This is a genomic window from Dysgonomonas sp. 37-18 (genome assembly GCF_001899125.1).
Taxonomy (GTDB): Bacteria; Bacteroidota; Bacteroidia; order Bacteroidales; family Dysgonomonadaceae; genus Dysgonomonas.
Window position 1 is genome coordinate 1 of record NZ_MKVC01000030.1, and the last position, 15,099, is coordinate 15,099.

A 15,099-nucleotide genomic window follows, 5' to 3' on the forward strand; every position below is an offset into this window, starting at 1 on the left:
CATTTTAAAGGGTTAAACTTTTTTGTTTACTTATGCAATACAAACTTAATTGTTTGCCCTTTAACTGTCAGATCAGATCGAAACTAATTCAGATTATTCCATCTCTTTAGCCTGATTCCATAAAGCATCCATTTCGGCTAAGGTCATATCTTTTAAATTCTTATTCTGCTTTTTTGCTTCTTGTTCTATGTAATTGAAACGACGTATAAACTTCTGATTGGTACGTTCCAGAGCATTATCCGGGTTCACTTTATATAGACGTGCTGCATTAATAAGGCTAAAAAACATATCTCCAAATTCAGCTTCTGTTTTATCTTCATCCATTTTTGATATCTCGTTTTTCAACTCTTGAAGCTCCTCAGAAACTTTATCCCAAACGTCTTCTCTGTTCTCCCAATCGAATCCTGCGTTACGAGCTTTATCTTGTATACGGTGAGCCTTTGCAATAGATGGTAATGATGCCGGAACACCTTCAAGAATGGTTTTGTTTCCTCCCTTTTCTTTTAGTTTTAGTTGTTCCCACGATTTTTCAACCTCTCCGGCTGTTTTCGCAGCATCATCTCCGAATACATGGGGATGGCGATATATTAATTTGTCACACAAAGAATGACATACATGAGCTACATCGAATGTTCCTTTCTCTTCGCCGATTTTTGCATAAAATACAACATGTAACAAAACATCTCCAAGCTCCTTTTTGATAGCCTCATCACTATTCTGAATAATGGCTTCACAAAGTTCATAAACCTCTTCTATCGTATTGGTACGCAAGCTCTCATTTGTCTGTTTTGCATCCCACGGACACTTTACCCGCAACTCATCCATGATGTCGAGCAAACGTCCAAAGGCTTCCATTTTTTGTTCTCTTGTATGCATCATCGTGTATAAATTTAGAGAAAGCAGGCTGCTGCCTGCTTTCATTTTATTTTACTTCTTCTTTTTTCTTTTTGAAATTATCCAATCCTTTTTTCAGGAATTCGATGTATTTATTTACATCTTCATCGTATGCGTATGATGGTCCTATTGGTTTCCCCGCATGGTCTAAAAGAACATAGTAAGGCTGAGAGTTTGTCGCAAATTTATGTCGTTGCAGATAACTCCACTTGTCTCCTATTGTTCTCAATTTTGTAGTCTTACCATTTTCCTGAACTTCCATCACCTCATTCAATTTTGTTTTGTCGTCTACCATCAAGGTGATAAGTACATACTCTTCGTCAAGCAACTGTTTTACACGAGGATCTGTCCAAACAGAAGCTTCCATCTTGCGACAGTTTACACAGCCATAGCCCGAAAAGTCTATAATAACAGGTTTGTTTTTCTCCTGAGCATATTTCATTCCAGCCTCATAGTCTTCAAACTTGGCATGAACAACACCATTGTATAGGCTAAAGTCCTGAGTATATAATGGCGGTGCAAATGCACTAATCGCTTTGAGAGGAGCACCCCACAAACCGGGAACCATATACACGGCAAAAGCAAATGATACAATAGACATAAGCAAACGTGGAATAGATACATATTTCAGGTCGCTGTCGTGCGGTAGTTTCAATTTACCTAACAAGTAGACTCCAAGCAGAACGAATATCACAATCCATAATACTAGAAATACTTCACGGTCTAATATACCCCATTTGTATGCAAGGTCGGCTACTGATAAGAATTTCAGGGCAAGCGCGAGTTCTAAGAATCCTAATACGACCTTTACTGAGTTCAACCATCCGCCCGACTTCGGCATACTTTCGAGCCAAGAAGGGAATATTGCGAATAATGAAAATGGAATAGCTAATGCAACAGCAAAGCCCAACATACCGATTGCAGGAGCTATTATGCTACCCGACCCGGCAGCCTGTACTAATAATGTGCCTATGATAGGCCCGGTACAAGAGAATGAAACGAGTGCCAGTGTAAAAGCCATGAAGAAAATACTGATAATACCTGTAGTAGAATCGGCTTTCTGGTCCATTTTGTTCGTCCATGAAGACGGTAAAACCATCTCGAATGCACCAAAGAATGATATAGCAAACACAACCAACAATGCAAAGAATATCAGGTTGAATATGGCACTCGTAGCTAAATCATTCAGAGCGCTGGCTCCAAATATTCCGGTTATTAATAATCCGAGGGTGACATATATAATGATAATTCCCACTCCGTAGGTAATAGCATCTTTTATCGCTTTGCCTTTGTTCTTCTTATTTCGTTTAAGGAAAAAGCTCACGGTCATAGGTAGCATCGGCCATACACAAGGTGTAAGTAGGGCGATAAGTCCACCGCCAAAACCTCCTAAGAAAATCCAAAGGAGTGACATGTCGGAGGTATCTCCCGCAGCACCATAAGCTTTCAGTTCGCTTATTACAGGTGTCCAAAGTTCTTCGCTGTTTACGTTTGCTGTAGTACTTGATACCGATGAAGATAAGCTGTCAGCCGGAATTTGTTCAGCTGATAATCCTTCCGATGCGCTATCGGATTCGCCTGCTTTAGCTGCAACAACTGTAGCGGGTAAATCTTTTGATTTGAAGTCCAGATCAATTTTTATTGGAATACACTGCCCGTCAATCTCGCTACATACCTGTCCTCGAAAATCACCTTCGAGAGCAAAAGCTGCTTTGTCGGTTATTTTAAGTGTTTGAACAAAAGTAGCCTGATTCTCATAATAGCCATACTCCATCTGAAATATGTCGTCATATTTTTTCTTCAACTTGGAGTTGACTGCTTTCAGATTACCGATTTTAGTTGCACCCTTCAGCTTATCGATTGATATCGTTGTGGGCATCGGTCCATTTTCAGGAATAGTTATGTCAAAAATATGCCATGTAGGATCTATTCGAAAAGTTGTTGTTAATTCAACTTCTCCGTTTCCTTTATCAACAAGCTTGGTTGTCCACGACGCAGGTTGTTGCGCATAAAGCGATACTGACAGAACGATTGACAGGAAAAATAAGAATGATATTTTTTTCATAGAAAGTATCTATACGAATTATTTTAAAATAAGAAGTCCAAAGTTAGTAAAAAGACTCTATATAGATAGATAGCCCAATTGCTTTTATGATTAATTTACTTATTTATATTTATCAATATTTGCTTATCGTAATAGTCTTTATTTTTTATTAATTAATACTTAAACTTGATATATTCGGGTTCTTCTTTTATTTCTGAATATGGAGAACAGCTTTGATCGCTATGGCGCACATAGCGTCCGTCCTCAATAGATTTGTCTACGTACTTCTGTGGTATAATATATCCCATCATCTCAGCCAGTACATATATTGTGCTCGAATTGTTGATCAGCTTGGTTACAGGATCAATGTATTTATCCATTGCGGAATTAATTTTACTTTCGTTCTTCTGTATGGTTATAAGTGGTATATCATATTGGGCAATACCATTTTTCCAAGGTCCGTGTCCTTTACCTAGTATCTCTCCATGATCCGAAAAGTGGAAGAAGATAGCCGTGGAGTCTTGTTGCATTACCTTATATATTTCACGCATTACCCTATCGGTATGATGTATAGAACGGTCGTAGTCAGTTTGCAGGGATGAACCCGAGCTTGATATTGCTTTGGCATCTATATTATCATACCTATCCGAATAGTTATTATGGCTTCCTACTAGATGTATAATAAAGAACTGTTTTTTACCGGGTTTATGCTCTTCTTTTAGTATCGGGATAAGATCTAAATCGTCATTAGCCAGATACCCTCCTTTAGTAAATACCGCTTTGTTTGTTCCGGCAGCTAAATAACCTAAATAAGAATCTTGAATACCCGATGTTCCTTGATTAGACAACCAATAAGTTTCATATCCCGCATCATTGGCTAGGTTTATAAGTGTTTTCTCTTGATAAAACGGGGTCATATCTGTTGGCGATGCAAAAGACAAGGCTATACGTAAAGCATTCCGTGTAAAAGCTGCTGCGGCAATACCATCATAGTAATTTATAGGGGAGGGTGTAGTCTGTACCAAGCTATCCAAAAACGGAGTTGTTTTTATTGGATAACCGTACAGAGAAAGATGTTTGCGATAGGCACTCTCTCCGATAACAAGATATATTTTTTCGGGTTTTTGTACTGTATCGCTGAGTAGTATTCCTTCGGGAAGCTTTTTACTGCTCTGATCAGAGAACTTTCGTAGTTGCGCCATCTCTTCTTGGTAAGCTATAATTGTTGCTATATTGCCATAGAGAATCGGTGCATACATATTTACTTTATCTTGCCCTACCCGAATAGGGAATTCTGTAAACAGGTCTTCTTGATATTCGTAAGCGATGCGTTTATAACAAACAAACGGTAGGAATAAGAAGAGATAAATTAACAATCCGATTAAAGACCATTTTATAGAGAGTCTAGCTTCCTTTAGTTCCTTTTCTGATAACCACAGAAACAGAGTTGTAGCAGCTAATGCTGTCAGAGCTCCGATCACCACTCCACCTTTCAGCATACTTGCGGCCTCTGTCGTATGCGTCTCGAATATCGAGGCCATCATATCCAGCGAAATATCGCTACCTAAGACAAATGCGAAATAGGCATTGAACGTAAGTATAAATGCGAGTATAAATGTAATTATAAATGTGTATTTGGTCTTGGCTAAAATATTCAAGATGAATACAAATGAAACAACATGTATGGCCATCGGAATACTTGGAGCTAAATTGATAGGCAAAAAGGCTATCAGACCAATATATATTAGAGCCAGTATAGTAAATTTATATTTGTATATAAGTTTTCCTATCCACTTTGTATATTCTTTAATCTTAGTCATTAACGAGGTAAAAAGTCGTGCGTAAGTTGATGAGCAAAGGTATTATTTTTTGCTATGGAATTTATATTAAAAAATGTTCTTTTTTGTTTATATTTTTAATACATTCGCTTTTTGTATTAACATCTCACACTATGAAAAACTGAATTTATGAAAAGAAAATTATTTCTGTGCTCTTTTATTTTTTTTGTATTATTCGCATCTCTTAAAGCCCAAAGTAATTATAAAAAAGGCTATGTTATCACCAATGACAACGATACAATATATGGCTTGATCGATTTTAGGACAGATGCCATAAATGCAACACGATGTACATTCAAATCTGAGCAAGCCGAAAAAATATATTATCCCGGTGATATTGCGGGTTATAAGTTCTCAGATGAAGGAAAATACTATGTTACGCGTGAAGTGACAATAGATAGTATTCCCCAGAAATTTTTTCTTGAATATTTGGTTCAAGGTATGATGGATCTCTATTATTTAAGATCAGATGGTAAAGTATATTATTTGTTTGATAAAGATGGGGATTTAATTGAGATTACAAAAAAAGAAGATTTTATAGATGTTAATAGTCTACGTCTTATTAAAGATGTAAAATATAAGAATACGCTGAAAAGATACTTTAAAGACTACCCTACAATAACAAGTCGATTAAGTAATATTGATTTTAAACAGAAGTCGTTTATAAATATAGCAAAGTTGTACCACGATGAGACTTGTTCTACCGGCGAAGAATGTATAATATTTGAAAATCAACACCCTGATAAGAATCCGAGTGTTCTTCAATTAACTGTTTTTGGAGGATTACAATGGGGCACATATACACTGATTAATGATAAAGATCGAAAATACAAGTTTGGAGGTATGCAACCTACTATAGGGTTAAAAGGCAATGTGTTTAATCCTCGTTGGAGTCAATCTTTTGCAGTTCAATTAGAAGTCTCGTTTTCAAGAATTGATGGTTCTAATGAAGTTGTATTTTCCGGATATAAATTAAATTTTGATATGAATGTAATATATGGAACCGGTAAAGTTGGGTTAGAATATAAATTACCATTGAAAAAGATTCGTCCACTAATAGGTGGAGGGTTAGCATACACACGCATCTTTGCTGATAATGTTAAGTATTCTTATCAGAATTCACCAGAGAAAAAATATTTGTATAGCCTCCGAAATTCTTACTTTGGTTATTTTATAAATGCAGGTGTAAGCTATGCTCTAAATAAGAAACATGATCTTTTACTTCAAGCGTCTATACAACAGAACGGTACTGTGGACACTGCTCAGAAAAATGGATCTGATAAATTCAAATCCTATAACATAGTTTTAGGATATAGCTTCTAATTGGATAATACAAAATCCTCTACTTATAGTCCTATAAGTAGAGGATTTTTTTATTTACTCAACGCTTCTTTTAGAGCTTTTACTGCCTCTTTTATATTAGCACTTTCTTTTAGTAATGTGATAAATTTACTTCCTATAATCGCTCCGCTTGCATTCTCTTGTGCGGCTTCTAATGTTGCTTTGTTGGATATACCGAATCCAATCAAACGGGGATTGCGAAGATTCATTCCATTTATTTTGCGGAAATAAGCTTGCTTTTTATCATCAAAGTTACTCTGTGCGCCAGTAGTAGATGCTGACGAAACCATGTAGATAAAGCCATCGGTATGCTGATCTATCAGGCGTATACGCTCATCTGATGTTTCAGGGGTGATGAGCATGACTATTTTTATATCGTATTTGTCTGCTATTGGTTTATATTGAGATATATAGTCATTGAATGGAAGATCGGGAATAATAGCTCCGTCTATACCTGTTTCTTTGCATTGTTTGCAAAAGTTATCAAAACCATATTGCATAATCGGATTGAGATAACCCATCAGGATGAGAGGTATCGCCACATCGCTACGGATGTCTTTCAACTGTTCGAACAAGACCTTTAATGTCATACCATTGCGAAGAGCAATTGTTCCACTTTCCTGAATAGTCGGGCCATCGGCCATCGGGTCTGAAAATGGAATACCTATTTCTATCAGGTCGATACCATTTGCTTCTAATTCGCGAATAACATTGCAGGTGTCATTCAATTGCGGAAATCCCGCAGTAAAATAGATGGATAATATATTCTTTTGCTTTTTTTCAAAGAGTTGTTTTATTCTATTCATTTCTTAGTTGTTTTATAAATTGATCAAGAAGTTGTATATCTTTTAACCCCGGTTCTATTTCAAATTTGCTATTAAGGTCTACTCCATATAGCAGAGGGTGCTTTGTTGCTTTTATTTGCTGAACGTCTTCAGCCGATATCCCTCCACTAAGGAAAAATGGAGTATCTCCATCATAAGCATCTAATATTGCCCAATCGAATTTTTTTCCCGAACCTCCATATTTTGGGGTTTTGGTATCGAATAAGAAATATCCTCGAAGCCCCTCGTATGCTTTGGTCTGTTCAAAGTCAGAAGCTTCAGAAATGCTGAAAGCTTTAATTATAGGGATAAACTTGTTTAACTCGCTACAAAAGTTTGGAGATTCGTTTCCGTGCAATTGGATTAAGTCTAACTTATATTTGTCAATCGTTTCAACGATGAAATCTATCTTTGAATTCACAAATACGCCTACTCTTTTGATATTACGAGAGTGTATATCCCCTACATTTTGCCATAGTTGATAATCCATATAGCGGGGTGATTTCTGATAGAATATCATACCCATATAATCAATAGGTAATTTGTTCAAATCCTCTATATTCTCAGGATACTTCATCCCGCAGACTTTAATCTTCATGCCAATTGGTTTATAAAGTCTTCCAATGCTTTCCCCGGATTACTTGTTTTCATAAAATTTTCTCCCATAAGGAATCCTTTATATCCTGCCTGTTGCAGATCGATGACTGTTTGAGGCTGGGAGATACCACTTTCGGATATCTTAATAAAGTCGTCAGGTATCTTATTCGCCAGATCGAATGAGATTTGTATATCTGTAACAAAGGTTCCCAGATTGCGGTTGTTGACCCCTACAACATCTACCTTATCATTGATATGATGAAGTTCCTGCTTGTTATGAATTTCTAACAAAACATCAAGGTTTAGTTCCTTTGCTTTTTTTGCCAGTTGTTTTGTCTCATCTATCGTCAGTGCTGAGGCAATCAGCAATATGGCACTGGCTCCCGATATTTTAGCCTGATACAATTGGTATTCATCTACTACGAAATCTTTACGTAATAATGGCGTTTTTGTAAAACTTCCGGCTAATTCCAGATCAGCTAATTCACCTCCAAAGAAATCCATGTCGGTAAGTACAGATATTGCACTGGCTCCGTTTTGGGAGTATAGAGGAATTACGTCTTCTATTTTTGCATCTTTAAAAATCCAGTCACGAGAAGGTGAGCGACGCTTAAACTCCGCAATAATCCCTGTTCTTGAATTCTTGATAGCTTCTTTAAAAGAAGCAGGAGTAGTGATTGTCGATAATCTTTTTTCTAACTCGTTGATAGAAGTTTCTTTTTTATGTCTTTCTACTTCCAACCGTTTGTTTGCAATTATCTTATCTAAAATATTAATCATATCTTATTTTATTGTTTTTCTTTCTTCAGAACGTTAATAACAGAGGCCAATGCTACAATGCAAATACCGAACATACCTATTAGTGCATAAGAATATCGCAAGTTGGTTGCACTTGCAATATAGCCAATTAGAGGAGGTCCCATCAAAAAGCCGAGGAAACTTACACTGGATACTAATGTCAATGCTATGCTGGTTGATATCTTTGTTTTCTGTCCGGCAATACTATACACAGTGGGTACAATACCCGCCGTACCCAATCCTATAATCATAAAGGCTATGATAGTAGTTATGAAATGTGGAAAAGCTACAGCAGCGAACAGACCTGTTGCTATAAGGATCCCTCCTACTTGAACTACACGTTGCGAACCCCACTTCTGAGTGGCTTTGTCGATAACAAATCGTCCTGATGCCATGGTTATCATATATGCTGCTAGTCCGATAGGAGCCATATGTACGGGAGTGCCTACTACATCTATCAGATAAAGCCCGCTCCAGTCGGCCATAGCACCCTCGGCAGCCATACCACAAAATGCCACAATGCCCAGTAAGAACAGAAACTTCTCCGGCTTATTCTTTTTCCTAGCTGCAACATCCGACGGGTCTTTTTGCTTTTTAAGATCAGCCTGAAGATAGCGCATATTGAGATAGACAGCTATAAGAACAAGTGTTCCGATGATACAAAAATGATAGATGGGTTTGAACTTTAGCGATGCCATTAACAGCCCTACAGAAGCTCCCGCTAGCCCTGCCAGGCTCCACCCTCCATGAAAGGAGGCCATGATCGGTTTATTATAAGTAGCCTCAAGTGTTACAGCCTGAGTATTGACCGATATATTGCAGAAGTTGCCACAAAAGCCGAAAAATATAAGACTCATGATCAAGGCATATTCAGAACCAGAAAGCCCTATAAGCAGTAACGCTAAGACATAGCCTGTAAGAGCTAAGGGTAGAATACGTTTACTTCCCACTCTGGATATGAGTAAGCCTGATATGGTCATTCCGCATATTTGTCCGATAGGGATCATTAACAGGATAGTACCCCATGCTGCATCACCCAGCCCTAACGAATTCTTTATATCGGGAATTCGGCTTGCCCAGCTGGAAAAGCACATGCCCGAACAAAAATACAGACAGAAAATAGCTAGTCGTATACGTTCTTTCGATATTGTATTCGTTGTTATATCCATTATTTACGAGCTAATAGCTCTATTTTGTTTAACCATTTTTCCCGTTGTTCGGGAGTTGATCCTTTTACTGTTGCCAGATAAGTTGTTCTGATATTTTTAATACCGCAAAATGCGCCGATATTTTTTCTTATCATTTTTCCTCCGATATCTTTCACTATCCATTTGTAATAAAAAACAGGTGCATCCATCGTGCTGATGATTTCAGATGTTTTTCCCATCAATAGTTTTTTGGGAAACGGAGACTTTTCCTGATATTCAAAAGTGAATCCCGGAAGGAATAACCTTTCTATAAATCCTTTCAATAGAGCAGGAGGGGATGCCCACCATGTAGGGTAAATCCAAACAATATGTTCTGCCCATTGCAACTTGTCCCAAGCTTGCAACAGATCGGGCTCAAGCTCTGTTCTTTTGCGATAGCCATACATCAATATGGGATTGAAGGTCATTTCAGCGAGGATAATTTCTTTTACTTCATTTCCTTTCGCCAAGCTGCCCTTTTTATATTGCTGATGTAGCCCAAAGCAAAAGCTTTCTTTGTCGGGATGTCCGTTAATTATTAAAACTTTTTTCATATCAGAGTATCGTTGACATACTAAGTGTTTAACTCCAAGAATCTCAAAAATGTATCTTTTAGCCTTCCGCTTTCTATTGTTTCCCGCGCTTGTGCAATACTATCTTCAAAAGACATATTCGGATCAATTGTCTGAATTGCTGTAGCAGCATTTGCTATCACCGCATTTTTTTGTGCTTTAGTCGCAGTATTGCAGATGATATTATCAAAAATCTTAGCGGCATCTTCTGGCGTTGCGCCACCGTCCAGGTCGGCTTCTTTGCAACGTTCAAAACCAATTAGTTCGGGGCTGTATATTTTTTCTTCAAATTTATTGATTATTTTGAAATCTCCCGTTAATGATATTTCATCATATCCGTCTAAACTATGTACAATCGAATAATCCACATCCGTTTGTTGATACATATAGAAATACAGACGTGCCATTTTCAGATTGAAAACACCTAACACCGTGCGCTTTGGTTTTATTGGGTTAACCACCGGCCCGAGCATATTAAAGAAGGTACGAACACCAAGTGCTTTACGTACCGGTGCAACCACCTTAAGTGCGTTGTTGAACAGAGGGGCATGCAAGTATGCGATATTGGTTTTGTCCAAAGATGCTTCCAGCTTGCTCACATCGGATGTGAATTTCACTCCGTGCTGTTCCATTACATTGGATGCTCCACTGACTGAGGTTGCCCCGTAATTACCATGTTTGGCAACCTTGTATCCTGATGCGGCAACAACGAAGCAAGACAGCGTTGAAATGTTGAATGTATTCTTATTATCTCCGCCTGTACCGACTATGTCGATAGGGTTGTAAGCCGCCAGCGCATCTACATTGGCTCGCAGATCTAAAAGTGCATCTGCAAATCCGAGAAACTCATCAACACTGATACTGCGCATAAGAAAGACGCTGATGAATGCTGCGATTTGCGAATCATTATAGTCTCCGGCAGCCATCTTTGTCAATATTTCCTTTGCTTCACATCTGTTGAGATATTGATGCTCAAAGAGTCTGTTTAATATTTGTTTCATATCTTTAGCTGTTAACTTATAGCTTTTAGCCGTTATTCTATTTGCTAACGGCTATCAGCTAAGAGTTTATTTTACGGAACCAGATGTTCTAGTGTATTTGTTGTTTTCGCAATCTCTTCGTCGCCTAGCTCATGGTTCGATAATTCTCCATCAAAATAACGATCATAGGCAGCCATATCGATAAGCCCGTGGCCGGATAGATTAAACAAAATAGTTTTTTGCCTTCCTTCCTCTTTTGCTTTCAATGCTTCCTGGATAGCTGTGTGTATAGCGTGTGATGATTCAGGTGCCGGGATTATACCTTCCGCTTTAGCAAACAGTATAGCCGCTTCGAATGTATCGAGTTGCTTCACATCTACAGCTTCTATATATCCGTCTTTTTTCAACTGGCTGACAATAGTTCCTGCACCATGGTACCGAAGGCCACCCGCATGGATATTTGCCGGTGCAAAATTGTGCCCCAGTGTGTACATGGGTAGCAGTGGTGTATATCCGGCTTCGTCACCAAAGTCATATTCGAATTTACCTCGGGTCAGTTTAGGGCATGATGCCGGCTCTGCCGCAATCAGGCGTACTTCTTTTCCTTCGGTCAGTTTGTGACGCAGAAATGGGAATGTGATACCGGAAAAATTCGATCCGCCGCCAAAACAGCCTATTACTATATCGGGATATTCTCCGGCTATTTCCATTTGTTTTTCCGCCTCCAACCCAATGATTGTTTGATGCAGAGACACATGATTCAGAACACTGCCTAATGTGTATCTACAATTCGGTGTGTTCAATGCCAGCTCTATCGCCTCCGAGATAGCTGTTCCGAGGCTTCCCTGATAAGTCGGGTTTTCTGTAATTATTTTACGTCCGGCTTTCGTACTCATACTCGGCGAAGCTATAACCTCTGCTCCATATGCCTGCATGATAGATCGGCGGTAAGGTTTCTGGTGGTAACTGATCTTAACCATATACACAGCTAGATTCAAGTCGAAGTGGCTTGCTGCATATGATAAGGCAGCCCCCCATTGTCCCGCTCCGGTTTCGGTCGTAATATTGGTTATCCCCTGCTCTTTACAGTAGTATGCCTGCGCTATTGCCGAGTTTAGTTTGTGCGAACCTACAGGACTGACACTTTCATTTTTGAAATAAATATGAGCCGGTGTGTCCAGCGCTTTTTCTAGACCGTATGCTCGTACCAACGGTGTAGGACGGTAATTTTTATATAGTTCCCGTATCGGTTCGGGGATTTCTATCCAACGGTCGGTATCATTTAGTTCCTGTTTGGCTAGTTCTGTCGCAAATATTGGTTCCAGATCACTTACCTCCAACGGCTTTTTGGTTGCGGGATGAAGCGGCGGGAGAGGTTTGTTTTTCATATCCGCCACAATGTTATACCAGCATCTAGGAATGTCGTTCTCGCTTAATAAGATTTTCTTTTTCATTATATTAGTATTAATTATTGGTTCAGAAAGTTTTTTACTATTGTTTCTCCGGCAGGAGTTAAAACAGACTCGGGATGGAATTGTACTCCATGCACATCAAACTCTTTATGCTTTAGCGCCATTATCTGTCCGTTATTGTCTGTTGCTGTTATTTCAATACAGTCAGGAAGTCCGTTATTGTCTACTATCCATGAATGATAGCGCCCGACTTCTAATTCGCTCCCTAGCGTATCAAATATATAATCCGGTTGTGTGATGTTAATCCGGGTTGCTACTCCATGATATACGTCTTCTAGGTTTTTCAACTGAGCACCAAAAGCCTCGCCTATTGCCTGATGTCCAAGGCAAACACCTAATATTGGTCTTTTGCCTGCATATTCTTTTATCAGGGGTAATAGTAATCCGGCTTCGGAAGGGATACCGGGACCCGGAGAAAGAATAATTTTATCATATTTAGCAACATCTTCAAGTGCTATTTTGTCATTCCTGAAAACATCCACATCTGTATAGCCTAGCTCCTTTACCAGATGAACAAGATTGTATGTAAATGAATCGTAGTTGTCGAATATCAGAATTTTCATACCTCTGGTTTTAATAAGTTATCGTTCAAATATTGTTCAGTGGTGGTTACCTTTGCGTAAAAATAATTCAGTGCAGACAAAAATGAGTTTTGAACATCTTTAGCATCTGTTTTTTTGCCAAATATCTCCAAGTCTCGTGTAGCACAGGCATCTCCAATAATAGTACAATCATACCCTAAATCTTTTGCAGCCCGTGTTGTTGCATCAATGCACATGTGAGTCATCATACCACAAATAACAAGATCTTTGATGCCTGATTTATTCAAATAGCTATTGAGATCAGTTTCCCTGAAGCTATTGGGAAAATGTTTGACCACAATCTTTTCGGTATTTAATGGCTTTACACTTTCATGTATTTCTGCTCCATATGTATTCGGTAAGAAAAATTCTGCTTCGGGTCTGGACGCTATATGTTGAACGATGATTATGGGAAGTTCCTTTTGTCTGAAATCTGTCAAGAGCTTTTTTGCATTCATAGCAGCTTCTTCAGAATTGGATAAGGGCATCATTCCTCTTTCAAAATAATCGTTTTGGATATCTATTATTAATAATGCTTTCATCGATTTAATTTTTTAATTCTTCTGCAAACCGAATAGCTTTGGCTAAAGCCCCCAATTTGTTTTTTACTTCCATTACCTCTGTCTCGGGATTCGATTTAGATACGATTCCTCCTCCTGCCTGATAGTATAGTGTGTTATTACGACTCAAGAATGTACGTATCGTAATAGCCTGATTAAGGTCTCCGTTAAAACCTATATAGCCAATACAGCCGCCGTATACCCCGCGCATTTGTTTTTCGATGTCTCGTATCAGTTGCATCGCTCGCACTTTGGGCGCACCCGAAAGTGTTCCGGCCGGAAATGTATCGGCAAAAACAGATATACTGTTATTGTCTCTATCTACAGTCCCACTTACACGAGAAACGAGGTGGATCACATGCGAATAGAATTGAACATTTTTGTAAAATTCTACTTGCACGTCGTGACAGTTGCGGCTGAGATCATTCCTCGCCAAATCGACAAGCATGACATGCTCTGCATTTTCTTTTTCGTCGTTCAGTAAGTTCTCTGAAAGGATGCGGTCTTTCTCATCGTCTCCGGTGCGAAAATATGTACCGGCAATGGGGTCTATATAAGCTTTGTCTTTTGTTACCTTGCAATGTGTTTCGGGTGATGAACCGAAGATGCGGTACGAACCAAAGTCGAAATAGAAGAGGTATGGTGAAGGGTTGATAGAGCGTAAAGAACGATATACTTTAAAATCGTCTCCTGCAAATTTTTGGGTGAAGCAGCGAGAAAGGACAATCTGAAATACATCACCACGTTTGCAATGTGCGATTCCTTTCTTTATCATTTCCTGATGCTCTTCATCTGTGATCATCGATTGTTCGTCTCCGATCGCTTCGAAATTGTAAGAGGGGATATTATTGTTAGTCAAAATAGCTTCAAGTTCAGGTGTCTTTTCCTGAGTGCCTTCCACTATGTTTTCTACGATGGTAAGTTCATTTTTCAGGTGATTAATAACTAATATGAAACGGTACAATATGTAGTAAAATTCAGGGACATCCGCATTTCTTAGTTTTGTATTCACATGATCAACAGCCTCAAAATAGCGAATGGCATCGTAAGAAGTATATCCAAAGAACCCATTTATATTTGTCTTATTTTCTCCTTGTACATCAAACTGCTTGATAAAAGCATTGAATTTATCTGTAAGCTTTTCGTGTCCTAACAAGGTTTCCTGATGTGTTGTATTGTCGGGATAAGTCGTGGTTATTTCATCATTATCTACTCTAAATCTAGCAATAGGACTTATACCTATAAAAGAATAGCTGTTTTCGCCTCCGTGATAATCGGAACTTTCCAGTAAGGCAGACTCCGGATACACATCTCTTACCTTTAGATAAATTCCGACAGGAGTCTGTAAATCTGCCAGAAGGTTTTTGGTCTTTACCTGTATATTGTATTTCATACTATTTAGCTGATATTG

At 38.5% G+C, this 15,099-nt stretch carries 14 protein-coding genes; 1 reads left to right on the forward strand and 13 read right to left on the reverse strand.

Translation table 11 applies throughout. The features are described from left to right. Positions 1-93: 93 nt before the first annotated feature. From mazG to BGO84_RS10850, 3 genes are all read right to left on the reverse strand, one after another. Positions 94-876 (reverse strand): nucleoside triphosphate pyrophosphohydrolase, encoded by a 783-nt coding sequence (gene mazG, locus BGO84_RS10840; RefSeq protein ID WP_291029588.1) that lies wholly within the window; start codon positions 874-876, stop codon positions 94-96. Between the two features lie 46 nt (positions 877-922). Then, complete coding sequence (locus BGO84_RS10845; RefSeq protein ID WP_291029175.1) at positions 923-2,959, reverse strand: cytochrome c biogenesis protein CcdA; 2,037 nt, start codon at positions 2,957-2,959, stop codon at positions 923-925. A gap of 152 nt (positions 2,960-3,111) precedes the next feature. Then, on the reverse strand, positions 3,112-4,758 hold the full coding sequence (locus BGO84_RS10850) for a phosphoethanolamine transferase (RefSeq protein WP_291029177.1): 1,647 nt from the start codon (positions 4,756-4,758) through the stop codon (positions 3,112-3,114). Between the two features lie 147 nt (positions 4,759-4,905). On the opposite strand from BGO84_RS10850, the gene BGO84_RS10855 reads away from it, so the two are divergent. Further along, positions 4,906-6,099, forward strand: coding sequence for a hypothetical protein (locus BGO84_RS10855; protein ID WP_291029179.1), 1,194 nt, complete (start codon positions 4,906-4,908; stop codon positions 6,097-6,099). Between the two features lie 50 nt (positions 6,100-6,149). On the opposite strand, the gene trpA is transcribed toward BGO84_RS10855, so the two are convergent. From trpA to BGO84_RS10905, 10 genes are all read right to left on the reverse strand, one after another. Continuing rightward, a complete protein-coding gene (gene trpA / locus BGO84_RS10860; protein WP_291029180.1) occupies positions 6,150-6,923 on the reverse strand; it encodes a tryptophan synthase subunit alpha in 774 nt (257 codons plus the stop codon). After that, entirely contained in the window at positions 6,916-7,539 is a 624-nt protein-coding gene (locus tag BGO84_RS10865; protein ID WP_291029182.1) for a phosphoribosylanthranilate isomerase, read from the reverse strand. Before BGO84_RS10865 ends, trpA begins: the two co-directional genes overlap by 8 nt. Continuing rightward, a complete protein-coding gene (trpC, locus tag BGO84_RS10870; RefSeq protein ID WP_291029184.1) occupies positions 7,536-8,318 on the reverse strand; it encodes an indole-3-glycerol phosphate synthase TrpC in 783 nt (260 codons plus the stop codon). Before trpC ends, BGO84_RS10865 begins: the two co-directional genes overlap by 4 nt. Positions 8,319-8,326: 8 nt before the next feature. Next, entirely contained in the window at positions 8,327-9,505 is a 1,179-nt protein-coding gene (locus BGO84_RS10875; protein WP_291029186.1) for an MFS transporter, read from the reverse strand. Beyond that, positions 9,505-10,077 carry an NAD(P)H-dependent oxidoreductase gene (locus BGO84_RS10880; protein ID WP_291029188.1) on the reverse strand — a complete coding sequence of 191 codons (573 nt, stop codon included), beginning with the start codon at positions 10,075-10,077 and terminating at the stop codon, positions 9,505-9,507. Before BGO84_RS10880 ends, BGO84_RS10875 begins: the two co-directional genes overlap by 1 nt. 20 nt (positions 10,078-10,097) lie before the next feature. Further along, positions 10,098-11,096 carry an anthranilate phosphoribosyltransferase gene (gene trpD / locus BGO84_RS10885; RefSeq protein WP_135103619.1) on the reverse strand — a complete coding sequence of 333 codons (999 nt, stop codon included), beginning with the start codon at positions 11,094-11,096 and terminating at the stop codon, positions 10,098-10,100. A 71-nt stretch (positions 11,097-11,167) separates the two neighbouring features. Continuing rightward, positions 11,168-12,532, reverse strand: a complete 1,365-nt coding sequence (locus tag BGO84_RS10890; RefSeq protein ID WP_185146724.1) for a TrpB-like pyridoxal phosphate-dependent enzyme — start codon at positions 12,530-12,532, stop codon at positions 11,168-11,170. Positions 12,533-12,543: 11 nt separating this feature from the next. Continuing rightward, positions 12,544-13,110 (reverse strand): aminodeoxychorismate/anthranilate synthase component II, encoded by a 567-nt coding sequence (locus BGO84_RS10895; RefSeq protein ID WP_291029190.1) that lies wholly within the window; start codon positions 13,108-13,110, stop codon positions 12,544-12,546. Continuing rightward, positions 13,107-13,670, reverse strand: coding sequence for a cysteine hydrolase family protein (locus tag BGO84_RS10900; RefSeq protein ID WP_291029192.1), 564 nt, complete (start codon positions 13,668-13,670; stop codon positions 13,107-13,109). Before BGO84_RS10900 ends, BGO84_RS10895 begins: the two co-directional genes overlap by 4 nt. A gap of 4 nt (positions 13,671-13,674) precedes the next feature. Further along, positions 13,675-15,081: an anthranilate synthase component I family protein gene (locus BGO84_RS10905; protein WP_291029194.1), complete on the reverse strand. Its 1,407-nt coding sequence runs from the start codon at positions 15,079-15,081 to the stop codon at positions 13,675-13,677. Between the last annotated feature and the right edge of the window lie 18 nt (positions 15,082-15,099).

Bases quoted from the DNA above. Each gene is read 5' to 3' on its own strand.
- mazG (WP_291029588.1), bottom strand. From the start codon at position 876: ATGCATACAAGAGAACAAAAAATGGAAGCCTTTGGACGTTTGCTCGAC.
- BGO84_RS10845 (WP_291029175.1), bottom strand. From the start codon at position 2,959: ATGAAAAAAATATCATTCTTATTTTTCCTGTCAATCGTTCTGTCAGTA.
- BGO84_RS10850 (WP_291029177.1), bottom strand. From the start codon at position 4,758: ATGACTAAGATTAAAGAATATACAAAGTGGATAGGAAAACTTATATAC.
- BGO84_RS10855 (WP_291029179.1), top strand. From the start codon at position 4,906: ATGAAAAGAAAATTATTTCTGTGCTCTTTTATTTTTTTTGTATTATTC.
- trpA (WP_291029180.1), bottom strand. From the start codon at position 6,923: ATGAATAGAATAAAACAACTCTTTGAAAAAAAGCAAAAGAATATATTA.
- BGO84_RS10865 (WP_291029182.1), bottom strand. From the start codon at position 7,539: ATGAAGATTAAAGTCTGCGGGATGAAGTATCCTGAGAATATAGAGGAT.
- trpC (WP_291029184.1), bottom strand. From the start codon at position 8,318: ATGATTAATATTTTAGATAAGATAATTGCAAACAAACGGTTGGAAGTA.
- BGO84_RS10875 (WP_291029186.1), bottom strand. From the start codon at position 9,505: ATGGATATAACAACGAATACAATATCGAAAGAACGTATACGACTAGCT.
- BGO84_RS10880 (WP_291029188.1), bottom strand. From the start codon at position 10,077: ATGAAAAAAGTTTTAATAATTAACGGACATCCCGACAAAGAAAGCTTT.
- trpD (WP_135103619.1), bottom strand. From the start codon at position 11,096: ATGAAACAAATATTAAACAGACTCTTTGAGCATCAATATCTCAACAGA.
- BGO84_RS10895 (WP_291029190.1), bottom strand. From the start codon at position 13,110: ATGAAAATTCTGATATTCGACAACTACGATTCATTTACATACAATCTT.
- BGO84_RS10900 (WP_291029192.1), bottom strand. From the start codon at position 13,670: ATGAAAGCATTATTAATAATAGATATCCAAAACGATTATTTTGAAAGA.
- BGO84_RS10905 (WP_291029194.1), bottom strand. From the start codon at position 15,081: ATGAAATACAATATACAGGTAAAGACCAAAAACCTTCTGGCAGATTTA.